At 65.6% G+C, this 16,893-nt stretch carries 16 protein-coding genes; 7 read left to right on the top strand and 9 right to left on the bottom strand.

The genetic code is table 11. The features are described 5' to 3' along the window. The first annotated feature begins 21 nt into the window (after positions 1–21). Positions 22–930 (top strand): bifunctional Delta(1)-pyrroline-2-carboxylate/Delta(1)-piperideine-2-carboxylate reductase, encoded by a 909-nt coding sequence (lhpI, locus tag AB4Y40_RS14980; RefSeq protein ID WP_368688354.1) that lies wholly within the window; start codon positions 22–24, stop codon positions 928–930. 72 nt (positions 931–1,002) lie between these two features. After that, the gene (locus tag AB4Y40_RS14975) at positions 1,003–2,082 is read left to right on the top strand and encodes an asparaginase (protein WP_368688353.1); all 1,080 of its coding nucleotides are present in this window, start codon (positions 1,003–1,005) and stop codon (positions 2,080–2,082) included. Positions 2,083–2,128: 46 nt separating this feature from the next. On the opposite strand, the gene AB4Y40_RS14970 is transcribed toward AB4Y40_RS14975, so the two are convergent. Continuing rightward, the gene (locus tag AB4Y40_RS14970; protein ID WP_368688352.1) at positions 2,129–4,408 is read right to left on the bottom strand and encodes a glycogen debranching N-terminal domain-containing protein; all 2,280 of its coding nucleotides are present in this window, start codon (positions 4,406–4,408) and stop codon (positions 2,129–2,131) included. Positions 4,409–4,657: 249 nt separating this feature from the next. Beyond that, positions 4,658–5,959 carry a citrate synthase gene (gene gltA, locus AB4Y40_RS14965; protein WP_368688351.1) on the bottom strand — a complete coding sequence of 434 codons (1,302 nt, stop codon included), beginning with the start codon at positions 5,957–5,959 and terminating at the stop codon, positions 4,658–4,660. A gap of 372 nt (positions 5,960–6,331) precedes the next feature. Here gltA and AB4Y40_RS14960 point away from each other — a divergent pair, with 372 nt between their 5' ends. Next, positions 6,332–6,733 carry a hypothetical protein gene (locus tag AB4Y40_RS14960; RefSeq protein ID WP_368688350.1) on the top strand — a complete coding sequence of 134 codons (402 nt, stop codon included), beginning with the start codon at positions 6,332–6,334 and terminating at the stop codon, positions 6,731–6,733. 98 nt (positions 6,734–6,831) lie between these two features. Here AB4Y40_RS14960 and AB4Y40_RS14955 read toward each other — a convergent pair whose 3' ends face one another. The 3 genes from AB4Y40_RS14955 to AB4Y40_RS14945 all read right to left on the bottom strand — a co-directional run bounded on the left by AB4Y40_RS14955 (position 6,832) and on the right by AB4Y40_RS14945 (position 9,920). Further along, the gene (locus tag AB4Y40_RS14955) at positions 6,832–7,617 is read right to left on the bottom strand and encodes an alpha/beta fold hydrolase (RefSeq protein ID WP_368688423.1); all 786 of its coding nucleotides are present in this window, start codon (positions 7,615–7,617) and stop codon (positions 6,832–6,834) included. 237 nt (positions 7,618–7,854) lie between these two features. Continuing rightward, entirely contained in the window at positions 7,855–8,910 is a 1,056-nt protein-coding gene (locus AB4Y40_RS14950) for a rod shape-determining protein (RefSeq protein WP_368688349.1), read from the bottom strand. A 359-nt stretch (positions 8,911–9,269) separates the two neighbouring features. Beyond that, positions 9,270–9,920 carry an alpha/beta hydrolase gene (locus AB4Y40_RS14945; RefSeq protein ID WP_368688348.1) on the bottom strand — a complete coding sequence of 217 codons (651 nt, stop codon included), beginning with the start codon at positions 9,918–9,920 and terminating at the stop codon, positions 9,270–9,272. 274 nt (positions 9,921–10,194) lie between these two features. Here AB4Y40_RS14945 and AB4Y40_RS14940 point away from each other — a divergent pair, with 274 nt between their 5' ends. Next, positions 10,195–11,766 carry a DHA2 family efflux MFS transporter permease subunit gene (locus AB4Y40_RS14940; RefSeq protein WP_368688347.1) on the top strand — a complete coding sequence of 524 codons (1,572 nt, stop codon included), beginning with the start codon at positions 10,195–10,197 and terminating at the stop codon, positions 11,764–11,766. A gap of 108 nt (positions 11,767–11,874) precedes the next feature. Then, on the top strand, positions 11,875–12,801 hold the full coding sequence (locus AB4Y40_RS14935; protein ID WP_368688346.1) for a glutaminase: 927 nt from the start codon (positions 11,875–11,877) through the stop codon (positions 12,799–12,801). A gap of 150 nt (positions 12,802–12,951) precedes the next feature. Here AB4Y40_RS14935 and AB4Y40_RS14930 read toward each other — a convergent pair whose 3' ends face one another. Both AB4Y40_RS14930 and AB4Y40_RS14925 read right to left on the bottom strand, forming a co-directional pair. Then, positions 12,952–13,659 carry a carboxymuconolactone decarboxylase family protein gene (locus AB4Y40_RS14930; RefSeq protein WP_368688345.1) on the bottom strand — a complete coding sequence of 236 codons (708 nt, stop codon included), beginning with the start codon at positions 13,657–13,659 and terminating at the stop codon, positions 12,952–12,954. Positions 13,660–13,838: 179 nt separating this feature from the next. Then, positions 13,839–14,813 (bottom strand): LysR family transcriptional regulator, encoded by a 975-nt coding sequence (locus AB4Y40_RS14925; RefSeq protein WP_368688344.1) that lies wholly within the window; start codon positions 14,811–14,813, stop codon positions 13,839–13,841. A 135-nt stretch (positions 14,814–14,948) separates the two neighbouring features. Here AB4Y40_RS14925 and AB4Y40_RS14920 point away from each other — a divergent pair, with 135 nt between their 5' ends. Further along, a complete protein-coding gene (locus tag AB4Y40_RS14920; RefSeq protein WP_368688343.1) occupies positions 14,949–15,503 on the top strand; it encodes a flavodoxin family protein in 555 nt (184 codons plus the stop codon). A gap of 51 nt (positions 15,504–15,554) precedes the next feature. Here AB4Y40_RS14920 and yfcF read toward each other — a convergent pair whose 3' ends face one another. Together yfcF and AB4Y40_RS14910 are read right to left on the bottom strand one after the other, a co-directional pair. Continuing rightward, positions 15,555–16,187 (bottom strand): glutathione transferase, encoded by a 633-nt coding sequence (yfcF, locus tag AB4Y40_RS14915; RefSeq protein WP_368688342.1) that lies wholly within the window; start codon positions 16,185–16,187, stop codon positions 15,555–15,557. A 98-nt stretch (positions 16,188–16,285) separates the two neighbouring features. Next, positions 16,286–16,555, bottom strand: a complete 270-nt coding sequence (locus tag AB4Y40_RS14910; protein ID WP_324159220.1) for a hypothetical protein — start codon at positions 16,553–16,555, stop codon at positions 16,286–16,288. Here AB4Y40_RS14910 and AB4Y40_RS14905 point away from each other — a divergent pair. Beyond that, positions 16,542–16,799, top strand: coding sequence for a hypothetical protein (locus AB4Y40_RS14905; protein WP_368688341.1), 258 nt, complete (start codon positions 16,542–16,544; stop codon positions 16,797–16,799). The genes AB4Y40_RS14910 and AB4Y40_RS14905 overlap by 14 nt on opposite strands. The last annotated feature ends 94 nt before the right edge of the window (positions 16,800–16,893 follow it).

Raw genomic sequence — 16,893 nt, 5'->3', positions numbered from 1 at the left:
TTCATCAGGAGAGAAGATTCGATGGAGCCCATCGCGATTTACGACGCAACCGCCACGGCGCGCCTGCTCGACTTCGGCGTGCTGGTCGACGCCCTCGCCACGGCCGCGCAGGACCACGACGCGGGCCGCATTCACGCGCCCGTGCGCACGGGCGTGCCGCTCAAGGGCAACGGCGTCATGCTCTCGATGCCCGCCAGCGCCGACGACATCGCCATCCACAAGCTCGTGAGCGTGTGCCCCGCCAACGCGGCGCTCGGCCTGCCGACCATCTTCGGCGCGGTGACGGTGTGCAATGGCGCGACGGGGCAGCCGGAGTTCATCCTCGACGGCCCGACAGTGACCGGGCGGCGCACCGCGGCGCTCTCCATGCTGGGCGTGCGCCTCTTTCACCCCGGCGCGCCGCGCGCGTTTCTGGTGATCGGCACCGGACAGCAGGCGCGTTTTCATGCCGAGGCAATCGGCCAGCTCTATCCGGCGGCGACGCTCTACGTGAAAGGCCGGACCGAAGCGTCCGAAGCGGCATTCCGCGCCCATTTCGCGCAGTCCGGCGTGGACGTAACGCCCGCGCATAGCGGAGTCCCGCAAGCAGCCGACGTGGTGATCGCCGCGACGACGAGCAAGACGCCCGTGTACGACGAAGCGGCACGCAAAGACCGGCTCGTGATCGGCGTGGGCGCCTTCACGCCCGACGCGGCCGAAATCGGCCAGGAAACGGTGCGGGCGAGCCGCGTCTTCGTCGACGATCTCGCCGCCGCGCGCGAAGAAGCCGGCGACCTGCTGCAGGCCGGCGTCGACTGGGCGAACGTGCGCACGATCGGCTCCGCTGTGGCAAACGGCGCGGCACAGGACGGCAGTCCTGTGCTCCTGAAGACGGTTGGCAGCGGTGCGTGGGATCTCGCGGCGTGCCGCGTAGCCCGGCAAATGCGCTGACCCGCACGCGCGGCATAGAATCGCGCATCGACCGCGCAGCGCGGTCCCATCCGGGAACCAAGGCAGAGCACCATGACGACGAGCGCCCCCCAATCCGCCGTGAAAGTCCTGCGCGGCGGTGTCATCGAAACCACGCATATCGCCCACATTGCCGTGGTCGACACCCAGGGCCGCCTGCTCTACGCATTGGGCGACCCGCATCGCATAACGCTCGTGCGCTCGGCGGCCAAGCCCGCGCAGGCGCTCGCCGTGGCCGAAACCGGCGCGCTCGAACGCTTTGGCTTCGACGACGCCGATCTCGCGCTCATGTGCGCCTCGCATAGCAGCGAGGACCGCCATATCGAGCGGACGCGCGCGATGCTCGCCAAGGTGTCCGCCACGGAATCGGACCTGCGCTGCGGCGGCCATGTGCCGATCTCCGACGCCGTCTACAAGGCGTGGATCAGGCGCGACTTCACGCCGGGCGCCGTGTGCAGCAACTGCTCGGGCAAGCACGCGGGCATGCTTGCGGGCGCGCGCGCGATCGGCGCGGCGCTGGCCGATTACCATCTGCCTTCGCACCCCTTGCAGCAACATGTGAAGCGAGTCGTGGCCGAGGTTTGCGATCTTCCCGAGACGGGCGTGGAGTGGGGTATCGACGGCTGCAATCTGCCCACGCCGGCCTTCCCGCTCGACCGGCTCGCCCGCCTGTTCGTGAAGCTCGCCGATGCGCAGGACCACGCGGCTTTGCCAGGCCCGGCCGCGGCCGACGCGCGCTCGCAGGCGCTCGCCCACATCTATCGCGCGATGACGTCGTATCCGGAACTCGTGGCGGGCGAAGGCCGCTTCTGCACGGCGCTCATGCGCGCGTTCGAAGGCGCGCTCGTCGGCAAGCTCGGCGCGGCGGGCAGCTATGCGATTGGCGTGCGTGCAAGCGCGGCGACCGCGCCGCATACGGGCGGCCCGGCATTGGGTATCGCGGTGAAGATCGAAGACGGCGATCCGACCGCGCTCCATGCCACCGTCGTGGAAGTGCTCAGGCAACTGGGCATCGGCACGCCGGAACAGCTGGCACAACTAACGAAATTCGACGCCCCGCGCATCGTCAACACGATGGGCGTCGAGACGGGTTACGTCGCGCCGCAGTTCACGCTGCAGCGCGCCGCTTCGTAATCAGCGCAGAAATAGGCGCGCGGGCTTTGCAAGCCCGCGCCCAGATTCACAGCAACGCCACGACCTTCACGTCGCTGCGATCGGCCGATGCCACGACCTTGCCGTCCACACGGCGGAACATGAGCGTCACCGTATGCTTGCCCACGCGCAGATCGCCCACTTCGAGCCAGTCGATGCCTTCGGGCAGCATGGGCTGCTCGACCCGCACCTCGTTGCGCGCCGCGTCGATCGTCACGCCAAGACACGCTTCGAGCATCATGAACGGCGAACCCGCAGCCCAGGCTTGCGGCAGGCAGGCCACCGGATACGCCGTGGGCGGCTCGCCGCGCCGGCGCGGGAACCCGCAGAACAGTTCGGGCAGACGCATATCGAACGTCACCGCGGCCTCGAACAGCGCCTGCAGTAGGCGCACCGCTGCCGCCTTGCGGCCATAGCGCGCGAGGCCGCGTGCGCACAGCGCGTTGTCGTGCGGCCAGACCGAGCCGTTGTGGTAGGCCATGGGGTTGAAGCGCGCCTGGCCCGCCGCGAGCGTACGCACGCCCCAGCCCGTGTGAAACAGCGCCGATTCGAGCACTTCCGCCACGGCGCGGCCGCGCGCCTCCTCGGGCAGCCCGAAGGCGAGCAGATGTCCCGCGTTCGACGCGAGCACGCGGCACAAATCGCCGTGGCCATCGAGCGCGATGCCGTAGAACTCCGACTCCGGCATCCAGAACTTCTCTTCCACGCAGCGGCGGATTTTGGCGGCGCGCGCGGCGTAGCGCGCCGCGTCTTCGACCTGGCCGCGATGCGTGGCGAAACGCGACATCGTCTCGAACGCCGCGCTCGCGTACGCCTGCACTTCGACTAGCGCGATCGGTCCATCGGGGAAACGGCCGTCCGCGTGGAAGACGGAGTCGTGGCTGTCCTTCCAGCCCTGGTTCGCAAGCCCGCCTTCCGATTCGCGCCGGTAGTCGAGCAGACCGAGTTTGTTGCGGTCGCATACACCTGCGACCCAGGCCGCCGCGCGCTCCAGCGCCGGCCACAACTCGTCGATCAGCGAGGTGTCGCCCGTGCGTTCGACATAAGCGCCCGCCAGCACGACGAAGAGCGGTGTGGTGTCCACCCCGCCGTAGTAGAGCGCGAACGGCACTTCGCCCGTGGCGGCCATCTCGCTCTTGCGCATTTCGTGCATGATCTTGCCGACCGCCGCGTCGCGGAACGCCGAATCCTCACGCGCCTGATGTTCCGCGAGAAAACGCAGCACGCCCTGCGCGAGCGCGGGCGTGAGCCACAGCGTCTGCAGCGAGGTGATGACCGCGTCGCGGCCGAACGGCGTGGAGAACCACGGAATGCCCGCATACGGATACGGGCCGGTCGGCAGGTCGGTCGTCAAGAGACCGAGGTCGGCGATCGAGCGGTTGATCCACGCATTGAAGAGCGGATTGCTCGAACGCAAGTGCGCCGCCGCGCGGCGGCGTTCGCGCATCACGATATGCGAGTCGACCAGCGCGGCGCGCTGGGCGGCGCGGCCCACGCGCTGCTCCTGCGAGTCCGCGAGGCAATGCGGCGGCTGGAAGATGCCCGCGCTCTGCGTGCCGGGCGCGGCGCCGGGCATGGCCTCGACTTCGATCGCCACCGTGAGATAGATCGAGACGCAGGCCTGCGCGGGCAGATCGACCGTGAAGTCGGCGCGATCGGCGAGGAGTTTGTTCGGCGTGGGCGAGAACTCGATACGCACGCGCCGCGCGACCTTGTCGAGGCCGATGTACTCGAGCCGGACTTCGCCGTCTTCCACACGCGGCGGCATGAGCGTGCCGCGTTTTTCGCGCTTCAGGCCGCGCACCTCGAACATGTCGCGGAAGTCGCTCGCGAACGAGATCGAAAGCGGCACCACGGCGTCTTCGGTGCCGTAGTTCGTGAGTTCGATGGCCTCGGTCATCATCGTGCCGGAGAGCACGCGCTCGCGCTGCACGTGAATCACGCCCTCGGGCGTGGTCGTGCCGCCGAGCGGCGGCAGCGGACGATTGGTCAGGTGGGCCGTGAACACGGCGTTGTCGCTGCTCACGCTGCCCGAGAGCAACGAGGGCACGCGCCCACCGAAAGTGAGGCGCAGCGACGAGAGCACGCGCGTGTCGTTGACGAACAGGCCGTCGTCGATGCCGGTGATGTCGCCGAGCGGATCGTTGACGATGAAGGTGCCGCCCGACTTCAGCACATGCTGGTCGGCGCTTGCGACCTCGGGTGTTTCGGGCGCGATGAACGCGCCGTCGGTTTCTCGCGTGTCCTGGTCGGGATGATCCACGCCGCTTGAGCGCGTGACGCCACCGAGTGTTTCAGGATCCTGCATTGCGTGCCTCCTGGGTCCCATGCAAAGGGTTACGGTACGGTTCGCTTGCGGTTGATTGTAGTGGCTTCGGCGCACGCGTTGGGCGAATGCGCGAGGAACGGGCGAAAGATACGCGCGAAAATCGGTGGCACATCGCGGCAAGAGCAAGGATCGTGCGCGGAAAAAATTGCGGGCGCCGGCACGACGTAACGTGCGGGCGCCCGTGGAGGCAATGCGCTCGCGCGCCGGAAGCGGCGCGCGGCCCGAGGATCAGCGTTGCGAAATCGGCTTCGCGACGCGCGGCGTTTCGCCGATGAAGAGCTGGCGCGGACGGCCGATCTTCTGCTCGGGGTCGGCGATCATCTCGTTCCACTGCGCGATCCAGCCCACCGTACGCGCCATCGCGAAGATACAGGTGAACATCGAGGTCGGGATGCCCAGCGCGCGCTGCACGATACCCGAGTAGAAGTCGACGTTCGGGTACAGCTTGCGCGACACGAAGTATTCGTCTTCCAGCGCGATCTTTTCGAGCTGCATGGCGAGCTTGAACAAAGGATCGTCGTGCAGGCCCAGTTCGTTGAGCACTTCGTAGCACGTTTCGCGCATGAGCTTCGCACGCGGGTCGTAGTTCTTGTACACGCGGTGGCCGAAGCCCATCAGCTTCACGCCCGAGTTCTTGTCCTTCACCTGTTCGATGAACTTCGGGATGTTATCGACCGAGCCGATTTCTTCGAGCATGTTCAGCGCGGCTTCGTTCGCGCCGCCGTGCGCCGGGCCCCACAGGCAGGCGATACCGGCCGCGATACACGCGAACGGATTCGCACCCGACGAACCGGCCAGACGCACAGTAGACGTCGAAGCGTTCTGCTCGTGGTCGGCGTGCAGGATGAGAATGCGGTCGAGCGCGCGCACGAGCACGTCGTTGACCTTGTACTCTTCGCTCGGCGCGGAGAACATCATGCGCATGAAGTTCGCGCTGTACGACAGGTCGTTCTGCGGATACACGAACGGCTGGCCGATCGAATACTTGTACGCCATGGCGACGAGCGTCGGCAGCTTCGCGATCATACGGATCGCCGACACCTCGCGATGCTTCTCGTTGTTGATGTCGAGCGAGTCGTGATAGAACGCGGACAGCGCGCCGACCGCCGCCACCAGAATCGCCATCGGATGTGCGTCACGGCGGAACCCCCGGAAAAAGAAGTGCATCTGCTCGTGAACCATTGTGTGGTTCGTCACCGAGGCCACGAATTCGTCCTTCTGTTGCTGCGTGGGCAGCTCGCCCTTGAGCAGGAGGTAGCAGCTTTCGAGGAAGTCGGCGTTTTGCGCGAGGTTGTCGATCGGGTAGCCGCGATAGAGCAGTTCGCCCTTGTCGCCGTCGATATAGGTGATCGCCGAGTTGCACGACGCCGTGGACATGAAGCCCGGGTCATACGTGAACATGCCGGTCTGGCCGTACAGCTTACGGATGTCGATCACGTCCGGGCCCTGGGTGCCCTTGTAGACCGGCAACTGCACGCCTTCAGCGTGGCCGGGGATCGTGAGCGTGGCGTGTGTCTTCGAGTCGATCATTTTCTGTCCTTGAATTGCTGTCACATCGCAATACTTCGCGCAAAACCTCGCGCAACAGGACGCAGCCGCCGGAAAGGCCGGCATCGCTGCGACCGCTTGCCGCATTCTACGGCGCGGTGCAGCATCGATTGATAGCACAGCCAGCAACAATCCCTCTTCAAGCTCGCAACACTGCCAGGCTTGCGGCTTCCTTAACGCCGATTCCTGCAACAATATTTTGCTCTTGCAGCGCAACATGTCGCACCCCATCTTTGCGATACTGCTTGACATGCAAGGGTTTTCCATTACTTGCATTTTGTAATCCAGCCTGATCTCACGGGCGGCCGTTTTCACCGCCACACGCGCTTAAAGCAAAACGTAAGGAAGCAACAGATGAACATCTCGGTCGACACCCTGTTCGCAGAAGACGAACAAGCAGAGGGCGCCGTTGTCACGGCACTCAATCACCAGGACATCGTGGTCGCACTGTCCGCTGCGCTTGCCAGCGAACGCGTGGCCGTGCTGCACATGCTGTATCCGCGCACCGACGCGCGCACGCATCGCAGCCTCGATCACCTCGTGGACGCGCTCAACGGCCACGGCCTGCACCAGGTCGCCCGCCTCGTTTCGCAAGAAGCGCACTATCTCGTGTTCAAGGATCCGGTGAAGGCATGGAAGGCCTTCCATGAAATCCGCAACGATTCGCTCGCGATCGGTGTGCACCTCTATTACGCGGGCCTCGTCGGCGAGGCTGCCGAGCACACGCTCGACGCCCACGCGCACGGCCGAGACTAAGCGAGAGTCCTTCGGACTACGGTATTTCTCGCAGCAACGAAAAGGGGCGGCCGCATCGCGTGGCCGCCCCTTTTTCGCATCGCGTGAATCTGCGCGCGTCAGCGCCCGTGGCCGCTCACGAAGCGATCGATCAACTCGTTGAACGCCGCGGGCCGCGCCAGATTCATCCCATGCGATGCGCCCGCCACACTTGCGCGGCGCGCATCGGGCAGCCAGGCATCGAGCGCGGCCACGGCCCGATGAAACACTTCCGGGCTCAGCTCGCCGTCGATCAGCAGCACGGGGCATTGCACCTCGGCGGCCTGCTCGCGCGAGTACGCAGGCAGCGGATCCTGGAACTGCGGCCCGAGCGTGTGCGCGTTGTCGGTGGCCATGCGGCGAAACCCATGTGTGCTCTTCGCCCAGAAGCCGGGCCGGCTCACCGAATCGACGAACAACTCCAGCCCCGCGTCCACCTGGCCCGACTCGATCAGCGCCACGGCGCGGGCGCGCAGTGCATTGACGTTCTCGGGCAGCGTGGCGAGCGTCTGGCCCGGCTGCTGGACCGGCCCGCCAGGATCGGCGAGCGTGAGCGTGCGCACGTGCTGCGGATGGCGCCGCGCGAACTGGAACGACACGAGGCCGCCGCGCGAATGCCCGATCACATGCGCCGGGCCGGCGCCGAGGGCTTCGATGAACGCCGCGAGTTCATCCGCATGCTGCCGCCAGCTGAATGGCAGGCCGCGCGCAGCGTCCGCGGCGGGCCAGTAGTGCGTGAGACTCACCGATACACAGCGATATTGTTGCGCGAGGCCGGCCAGCTGCGGCTGCCAGTAGCGGTAATCGCAAAGCGAGCCGTGCACGAAGAGAAGGAGTTCGCCCTCGCCCCGTTCGACATAGGGCATGGGCAGGCCGCCGGGCAGTTCGATGAACGTACCGGGGGCCGGAAAAGCGGCTGGATTCACGGCTGGACGAGGTGGAGACAACGGGACAGCGGCGCATTGAAAGGACAAAACGGCCTACGGGCAGTCCATCGCGGCGCACGCCGGCAAAGTGGCGTATTGTCCCACGCCCGCGGCGCGAACACCGGGCACGCCGGCGCCCCGGAGAAGCGGCGTTGCCTCGTGCGCCGGCTTGCGCCGTTATTCGACCATTTCGAAAGCGTGCTCGCTCATGAGCGAGGCCGCCGCGCCCGCACCGCGCACCGCGCAGGTGAGCGGCTCGTCGGCCACCCGCACGGTCACGCCAAGTTCGGCGGCGAGGCACTGGTCGAGCCTGCCGAGCAGCGAGCCGCCGCCCGTGAGCACGATGCCGCTATCGGCGATATCGGTGACGAGTTCGGCGGGCGCCGTCTCGAGCACCTGCCGTACCGCGTTGATCACCACGCGCAACGGCGCGGCCAGCGCGTCCACCACGTCGTGGCTCGTGATCTCGACCGTGCGCGGCAGACCGTCTTCCATGCTGCGCCCGGTCGCGCGGATGCGTTCGATGGGTTCGCCGTAGAGCGCGCAGCCAATCGTCTTTTTCACGTGTTCGGCGGTCTGGTCTCCCAGCACGACGCCATAGAGCGTACGCACATGGTCGACGATGGCGCGGTCGAACTGGTCGCCGCCCACGCGCACCGAGCCGCTGCACGCCACGCCGCCCAGCGCGACGATGCCCACTTCCGTCGTGCCGCCGCCGATATCCACGACCATCGAGCCCGTCGCCGCGTGCACCGGCAGACCCGCACCGAGCGCCGAAGCCAGCGACTCGCCGATCAGGTTCACGCTCGCAGCGCCCGCCGCGAAGGCCGCCTCGCGAATCGCGCGGAGTTCGACGCGCGTCGCGCCCGCCGGCACGCACACCGTGAATGCCGCACGGCGGCCGAGCAGACGGCGCGGCTGCGCCATCGCCACGAAGCGGCGCATCATGTGTTCGGCAGCGGAAAAATTGGCGATCACGCCGTGCGAGAGCGGCCGCACCGTCTCCATATTGGCCGGCGCGCGGCCGAGCAGATCCTTCGCCTCGCGGCCCACGGCGGCCACCGTCGTCTCGTTCGCACCCGCGCGCCGCTCGAAGCAGACCACGGAGGGCTGGTTCAGCACGATGCCCTTGTCGGCGGTGTAGATGAGCGTGTTGGCCGTACCGAGATCGAGCGCCACGTCCTGGCGGAACAGCCTTTTGGAAAAAATGGATTGCGGCTTGGCTCGGGCCATATTGGTCTGAAGTTCGGTTCTTTTTGGCGACCCGGCAGACGACGCGCCGCCGGATGGCATTCCCGATGGCGGCCTCGTCCAGGCAGCGCGAACCAGCCGCGCGCCGGGCGGAACGGGCCTACGCGGCCCACAGGGTCGCGGCGACTCCCCGTAATAACGGCCGCGACCGGCGCGAACTTTAGCCGGTCGAAAAACAACTGCATAGCCTATCCGGAAAATATGGCCGAAATACGACACTGCGGGCTTGTGCGACTGCCAATTTGTACCGATTTAGCCCGCTGATGGCACCGGATCGCGGCCGATTCACGCTGATTAACGGGGACCGACCTGGTCCCCGCCAGCAATCGGATCGGACGCGGTTAGCCGCGCGCGAGCGCGCGCACCAGGGCGTCGCGCCCGAGCATGACGCCTTGCGGCGTGATCGTGTGGCCAACGCCCGGCAGCGCGAACGCGGTGACCGCGAAGCCCGCGTCGCTGAACGCGGCGGCGGCGCGCTCCAGTTCGCTCGCCGGAATCACTTCGTCGTCCTCGCCGTGCACGAGCGTGAGCACCGTGCGGCTTTTCGCGATGACGGGCGTGACGAGCCGGCCCGCATAGGCGACCACGGCCGCCGCGCCCGCCGTCTGCGTGGCCACGTGGTAGAGCGACATGATCGAGCCTTGCGAGAAGCCCACCAGCGCGAGCGCGTCGTGGCCGAGCCCCCAGTGGGCGAGTTCGGCGGCGAGCCGCCGCTCGAACACCTGCGAGGCGACGACGACACGCGCCTCGCGATTGGTTTCGCTGATGTCGCGCAGGCTGAACCACTGGCGTCCGCCAAAGCCGCCGTCGAACGGCTCGCTGCCGTCGAGCGACGTGAACGCGACGCCCGGCAGCGCATCGCGCCATACGTCGGCGAGCGGCGTGAGGTCCTGTGCGTTGCTGCCTACCCCGTGCAGCAGCACGACGAGCGCATGCGCGGCGCCATCGGCCGGCGCCAGACGCCAGCCCCCTTCGAATGCTTCCCAGCCCATGGTCGGACCTCCCCTGTACTGACGATCGTATTGTGTGTCCAGCGCACGCTTTTTGCGCGGCGCGCGGCAGGCGCAAGGATACGCTCGCCACGCCGCGCGTGTACGAAAGACTCCATTTCCCGGCATTACATAAAGCCGCAACCGCAGCACGATCGCGCGAAAGCCATTCGCAAGCCCCATGACCCTGCACCGCATGGGGATGCTCCGCGGCCGGCGATGGCGAAGGGCGATTACAGGTATCCTGTGCCGCAAACCGAATCCGCGGAGAACACGCTTGAACCAGCCCGCCGCATCATCGGCGCCGCCCGCGCCACCGCCCCCGCTCCAGGGAGGCAGCCTGGTCCTCGGCACCATCGCGGTCTCGCTCGCGACCTTCATGAACGTGCTCGACACGTCGATCGCCAACGTCGCCATTCCGACCATCTCCGGCGACATGGGCGTGTCCGTCGACGAAGGCACATGGGTCATCACCGTGTTCGCGGCGGCCAACGCCGTTTCCATTCCGCTGACCGGCTGGCTCACGCAACGTTTCGGCCAGGTCCGCCTGTTCGTCACCTCGATCCTCTCGTTCGTGCTGGCGTCGTGGCTGTGCGGCATCGCGCCGACCCTGCCGTTCCTGCTCGTCGCGCGCGTGCTGCAAGGCGCCGTGGCCGGCCCGCTCATTCCGCTTTCCCAGGCCGTGCTGCTCGGATCCTGGCCGAAAGACAAATCGTCCACCGCGCTCGCCTTCTGGGCGATGACCACGACCGTCGGCCCGATCGCGGGACCGGCGCTCGGCGGCTGGATCACCGATAGCTACAACTGGTCGTGGATCTTTTACATCAACATTCCGGTGGGCCTCTTCGCGGGCTTCGTCACGTGGACGATCTATCGCAACCGCGAGTCACCCACGCGCAAGCCACCTATCGACGTCGTGGGCCTCGGTCTGCTCATCACCTGGGTTGCTTCGCTGCAGATCATGCTCGACAAGGGCAAGGACCTCGACTGGTTCAATTCGCCGGTGATCGTGACGCTCGGCATCCTCGCGCTCATCAGTTTTGCGTTTTTCCTCGTGTGGGAGCTGACCGAGGAGCACCCGATCGTCGATTTGCGTTTGTTCGGACAACGTAACTTCCTCGGCGGCACGATTGCGATCTCAGTGGCGTACGCGGTGTTCTTCGGCAATCTGGTGCTGCTGCCGCAATGGATGCAGGAGTACCTCAACTATCGCTCCGTGGACGCAGGCCTCGTGACCGCGCCGCTCGGCGTGTTCGCGGTGATCCTGTCTCCGGTCGTGGGGCGCCTGTTGCCGCGCTCCGACGCGCGCATCATCGCGACGATCGCGTTCGTGATGTTCGCGGGGGTGTTCTACATGCGTTCGCAGTACGTGATCGAAATCGATACCTTCCATCTCGTGCTGCCCACGCTGCTGCAAGGCATCCCCATGGCGCTCTTCTTCGTGCCGCTCACGGCGATCATTCTCGCGGGGCAGCCCCCGAGCCGCGTGCCGGCGGCGGCTGGCCTCTCGAACTTCGTGCGCGTGTTCTGCGGCGCAGTGGGCACCTCGATCGCGACCAACGCCTGGAACAACCGCACGATCCTGCATCACGCGCGACTCACGGAACAAGCCTCGGTCAACAACCCGACTTTCGTGCAGGCGATGGACCAGACCCAGAAGGTGCTGAATATGAGCGAGCCCTCCGCACGCGCGCTGTTCGACTTCCAGCTCACCACGCAGGCCGCCATGATGGGCCTGAACGACATTTTCTATATCTCGGCGATCATCTTTCTCGTGATCATTCCGCTCATCTGGATCACGAAGTCGACGAAGGGCGGCGGAGGCGGCGGCGCGGCGGGAGCGCATTGACGCGCGAGGTCGACTCGGGGCGCGCAATGAAGCCGTGGCGCCAAGCGCGAGCCGCTACAATCGCGGGACCGCGACGGGCGCTCCGCCGCGATTGCCTGGCTCCCTCCCATGACTCACACGTTCGACTACACGCCCATCCTCGACGCCATCCATCGCGACCTGCAGCCGTATATCGGCACGGGCCGCGTGGCCGACTACATCCCTGAACTCGCCACGGTGCGCGCCGATCACTTCGGCATGGCCATCGTCACGGTGGACGGCCAGGTGTACCGCACCGGCGACGCCGACGTGCGCTTTTCCATCCAGAGCATTTCGAAGCTGTTTGCCTGCACACTCGCGTTCCAGCTGCTCGGCGACGCACTCTGGCAGCGCGTGGGCCGCGAGCCGTCGGGCACGGCATTCAACTCACTCGTGCAGCTCGAATTCGAGGCGGGCAAGCCGCGCAACCCGTTCATCAACGCGGGCGCGCTGGTCGTGACCGACGTGCTGTGCCGCCGCTTCGTGCAGGCGGAAACCGCGCTCGTCGATTTCATGCGGCGGCTTGCGGGCGAGCCCGGCATCGGCTACGACCTGCGCGTTGCGCAGTCGGAACTCGCGCACGCCGAGCGCAACCGTGCGATGGCGCATTTCATCGCGAGCTTCGGCAATCTGGAGATGCCCGCCGATGCCGTGATCGACGCGTATTGCCGCCAGTGCGCGATCTCGATGAGCTGCGTGGAACTCGCGCGCGCGGCGCTCTTTCTGGCCAACGGCGGCGTTTCGCCCGCGAGCGGCGAACCCGTGCTCGACGCGAGCTCGGCCAAGCGCCTTTCTGCGCTGATGCTGACCTGCGGCACCTACGACGCGGCTGGCGACTTCGTGTACCGCGTGGGCTTGCCTGCGAAGAGCGGTGTGGGCGGCGGGATCATCGCGGTGCTGCCCGGCGAATTCGCGGTGTGCGTGTGGTCGCCGGGCCTCGACTCGACTGGGAATTCGCTTGTCGGCTCGCTGGCGCTGGAGTGGCTGACGACGCGCACCGGCCGCTCGATTTTCTGAGGGTGCGGCGAACCGTTCATCGTCGACGCGTTGCGCGGCGAAGCACCCGCCGCGACGGTGCGATATCACACGGATGTCGAGGCGGGCTGAGGTCAGTCGATCGAGATCTCAAGTCATCGGCCCCGTTTGCTCAACGCTGCTCCCACAGCATCAACCCGGCTTCACCCGCTTTTCCAGCACCTCTTTAATCACAGGCATCGCCGCAAATGCACAAGGCCAACCCGAGTAGAACGCCAGTTGCGTCACGACTTCGGCAGATTCCAACTGAGACAGCCCTGCGTCCATTGCGCGGTTGAGGTGATATGGCAACTGCGCCACATGGCCAAGCGCGATCAGCGCGCTGACCGTTACGAGACTTCGGTCACGCGGCGCGAGATCCGGGCGCAACCAGAGATCACGAAACAGCGCGTCGGTGGTGTACTGCACCACGCCTGGAAAAAGATCGCCAAAAAGCTCGGACACCCGCTCGGCACGCTGTGACTCGCCGACTTCATCAAGCGGCAAGAGTTTGGGATCTGCCAGCGGGACGGCCGCAGTGTCGACGCCGTGCCGCAGGAAACACTCACGGATCACTGGGACTACGGAGAGCGCATTCGGCCAGCCCGCGTAGTACGCCAGATGCGTGACGAGTTCTGAGAGTTCGCGCGGTGTAACGCCATTCTCAAGAGCCAATTCGACGTAGTGCGGGTAGCCTACCGTCTGGCTGCGCGCAATCAACGCAGCTAGTGTGACAAGGCTACGATCGCGTGGCGAAAGTCCGGGGCGTTTCCAGAGGTCCTCAACGATACGAGAGCGCGTATGAGCGCTGAGTGCAGGCGCAACTGCAGTGACATCATCAAACGAAACACTAGCTGCCATGATTCTCTTCCTGGACCGTGAAAAGGTCCTCGCCGAAAAACGCGACTCAGCCGCTTGCAATCAAATCAGGGCCTTGCACTGGAAGCATGGACGGCGCGCTTGTGGGCATGGACCGGGATTCCATTATCTGCGATGAGACCGGCAGGCAATCGGGCGTTCAGGTCGTTGGTGTTTCAACCTCAGGTTGAAACTTGCCTTGACGCCGCAAACGCATCCAACGACTCGACGGGGAGATGCAAGGCGGGGTCGGCGGCGAATGCGTCAGACAGGTAATCGAGCGTTGCCCGGACGCGAGGCGCGATCAATGCCCTGTGCGGATATTGCATCACCATCTCGTACGAGCCGGTGTGATGGACTTCGTGCAAGACCAGCTTCAACGCCCCTGACTGCAAATGTTTCCATGCGAGATGCAAACCCACCTGCCCAATGCCTACCCCCGCAAGCGCCGCCTGGAGTACCGCCTCGGGAGCCGACAGGGTCAAGACGGCAGATGCTGACGGGTCCAGCGAAATAACGCTGCCATCGTCTCCGCGAAATCCCCAAGTCGACATCTTGCCGCCCAGAAAGCGCCGCGCAATGAGCTTATGCTTCATCAGGTCCTCGGACGAACCGGGCACGCCTCTACGCGCAAGGTATTCCGGTGAGGCCACCAGAGCCAGGCTCATTCGGAATACCGGCTTGGATACGAGATTTGAATTCGGAATGGCCCCACCCCGAATAGCAATGTCATAGCCGTCTCGAACGAAGTCGACAACCCGGTCGTCGAAATCGACTTCCACCGACAACTCCGGATAAAGCGCTACCAGGCCAGGCAACGCGGGCATGAGGTGATCCCGGCCGAACGCCGAACTTGTCGAGATGCGAATCCTCCCGCTTGGCCCCTCGCGTCGCACCGCAACGGCGTCGACAGCGACATCGAGCGCATCGAGAGCGACACGGGCCTGGTGCAAGAAGGCATCGCCCTCATCGGTAAGCTGGAGAACACGCGTCGTACGATTCATCAGTCGTACGCCCAGTGCTTTCTCAAGACTTGCGACGTTCTTGCTGACTGCTGCAGACGTAATGCCGAGATTTCGTCCTGCGGCGGAGAAGCTCCCCGCGTCTGCAGCATGAACGAAGGACAGTATTGCACGCACTCGCTGGGACGAATCCATCGACTCCGCTACCGGAAAAAGGTCGGGACATTATCAACCTTAAGTTTAGGGAAGTTCAACCCCGCCCCAACTTCCGGCTACGCGTGCGAACGGCCACAATTTTCCGGACCGACAAACTAAAGGAATGGCACGACCATGATGATCTCCATCGTCTATGACAGCGGATATGGCCACACCGCAAAGCAAGCTGAGGCAGTGGCACAGGGCGTCCAGCGCGTGCCGGGGGCTGAAGCAAACCTCATCGCCGTGGCGGACGGCGCTGCTCCCTGGGACGTTTTGGCAGCGAGTGATGCCATCATTTTCGGGTCGCCAACGTACAACGGGACCCTGAGCTCACGACTCAAGAAGTTCATGGAAGAAAGCACCCGTCCCGCATGGTTGCCGATGGCCTGGCGCAACAAAATCTCCGCAGGCTTCACGAACTCCGGCGCACAAAGCGGCGACAAGCTGAACACGCTGATTGCTTTGGCAATGTTCGCTGCCCAGCACGGAATGATCTGGGTCGGTGTCGATATGCTCCCGGGCCGCGGAGAAAACGACATGAACCGCCTGGGCGGCTGGCTCGGCGCCATGGCACAGTCCGACGACGTCTCGCCCGAGATCTCACCGATTGCGAGCGACCTGCAAACGGCAGCGCATCTCGGGCAACGCGTCGCCGACCTGGCACGCCGCCTGAAGTCGACGAGTTGATTCTCGAAGGCGGGCGCTTACATTCACAGATGCGGCCGCGACGACGCAGCCTCAGAGCGGCGGCCGCTCGAGCGTGAGCCAGCGCTGCACGGAAGGCCTCTGCCACTGAGCCAGGGCGTAATGCGCCAGCCGATGCGGCACCGGATCGCCGTTCAGCACCACACGGTTCAGCATCAGCGCCAGGTCCACGTCGGCGATGGACCACTCGCCGAAAAGATGCTTTTCGCCTTGCGCGAGCAGCGCTTCGGCCATCGCAAAGAGCTTCTCTGCCGCGAGTTGCGCCGCGCCGGAAAGCGGCACCGGGGTCGGGCCGTAAAACACGACTTCGGTCGAGCGCTCCTGGCGAATCGGCATGAGATCGCTGCGCAGCCACGCCTGCACCTGGCGCGCGCGGGCGCGCTGCTGGCGATCCGCCGGATAGAGCGCCACGCCGGGGAAGGCTTCGTCCAGATACTCCGTGATCGCCGAGGACTCCGAGAGCGCGAAGCCGTCGTGGATCAGGGTCGGCACGCGCCGCGTGAGCGAGATCGCCGCGAATTCCGGCTGCTGGTTTTCGCTCTTGCCGAGATCGACGGTCGAAAGCTCGAACGCGAGCGCCTTCTCGTGCAGCGCGACGAAGACGGACATCGCATAGGGACTGGCGTACTGGGCGTCGGCGTAGAGGTGGAGAGTGGGGTGGGTCACAGTCGGCTCCGTTATTGGCGCCGACGATAGTAGCAAGCGCAGCCGCCGTTGCGCTCGATCATCGACAGGCCGATCGAATCGGCCCCGCCCCGCTCCGCTCACGCCGTCGTGGAAACCAGCCCCGTGGTCTTGCCGCTCGCGACCATCAACTGCGCCAGCGAAGTCTGCACGCTCGCCAGTTGCGACGCGATCTGGCTGACCTGGCTCGTGTCCGATTGCGACGCCGAGCTCAACGCGCTCTGCGCATTCTGGATCTGCGCCTTGATCTGGCTGATCTCGCCCGAGTTCGAGCCTTGCGCCGCGGCGCTGGAGGTCTGCGACGACACCTGCGCGAGCTGGGCCTGAAGCGACGCGATGAGCGCGTTCAATTCCTCGACTTCGCTCGATGACGAACTGCTGGAGGATGCCGCGCCGCCACCACCGCCACCGCCCGCTTTCGAAGAGGCCGAAGTGCTTTGCGTCGAAGTCGAAGTCGAAGCCGAGGTGGTGCCGCCGCTCGACGCGCTCGTCGACGAACTCGTCGTGTTGCTGTCGTTTGAATTCGACGATGCCGCGCCCGAGGAAGCGCCGTTGCCTGCGCCGCCCGTCGAAGCCTGCGTGCCGCCGCCGTAGGCAGTCGTCGTACTCGTCGTCGCGGTAATGGGTTGAATCTGCATGGAATCTTTCTCGCCGTAAGTCAGGGGCTGCGCCGCTGCCGAATAACGCC

It is taken from the genome of Paraburkholderia sp. EG287B (assembly GCF_040965595.1).
Lineage (GTDB): Bacteria > Pseudomonadota > Gammaproteobacteria > Burkholderiales > Burkholderiaceae > Paraburkholderia.
This window is presented reverse-complemented; position numbering and strand designations above follow the sequence as displayed.

Coding starts and splice junctions, on each gene's coding strand:
- lhpI (WP_368688354.1), top strand. CDS start 22: ATGGAGCCCATCGCGATTTACGACGCAACCGCCACGGCGCGCCTGCTC.
- AB4Y40_RS14975 (WP_368688353.1), top strand. CDS start 1,003: ATGACGACGAGCGCCCCCCAATCCGCCGTGAAAGTCCTGCGCGGCGGT.
- AB4Y40_RS14970 (WP_368688352.1), bottom strand. CDS start 4,408: ATGCAGGATCCTGAAACACTCGGTGGCGTCACGCGCTCAAGCGGCGTG.
- gltA (WP_368688351.1), bottom strand. CDS start 5,959: ATGATCGACTCGAAGACACACGCCACGCTCACGATCCCCGGCCACGCT.
- AB4Y40_RS14960 (WP_368688350.1), top strand. CDS start 6,332: ATGAACATCTCGGTCGACACCCTGTTCGCAGAAGACGAACAAGCAGAG.
- AB4Y40_RS14955 (WP_368688423.1), bottom strand. CDS start 7,617: ATGCCCTATGTCGAACGGGGCGAGGGCGAACTCCTTCTCTTCGTGCAC.
- AB4Y40_RS14950 (WP_368688349.1), bottom strand. CDS start 8,910: ATGGCCCGAGCCAAGCCGCAATCCATTTTTTCCAAAAGGCTGTTCCGC.
- AB4Y40_RS14945 (WP_368688348.1), bottom strand. CDS start 9,920: ATGGGCTGGGAAGCATTCGAAGGGGGCTGGCGTCTGGCGCCGGCCGAT.
- AB4Y40_RS14935 (WP_368688346.1), top strand. CDS start 11,875: ATGACTCACACGTTCGACTACACGCCCATCCTCGACGCCATCCATCGC.
- AB4Y40_RS14930 (WP_368688345.1), bottom strand. CDS start 13,659: ATGGCAGCTAGTGTTTCGTTTGATGATGTCACTGCAGTTGCGCCTGCA.
- AB4Y40_RS14925 (WP_368688344.1), bottom strand. CDS start 14,813: ATGGATTCGTCCCAGCGAGTGCGTGCAATACTGTCCTTCGTTCATGCT.
- AB4Y40_RS14920 (WP_368688343.1), top strand. CDS start 14,949: ATGATGATCTCCATCGTCTATGACAGCGGATATGGCCACACCGCAAAG.
- AB4Y40_RS14905 (WP_368688341.1), top strand. CDS start 16,542: ATGAGCGCGTTCAATTCCTCGACTTCGCTCGATGACGAACTGCTGGAG.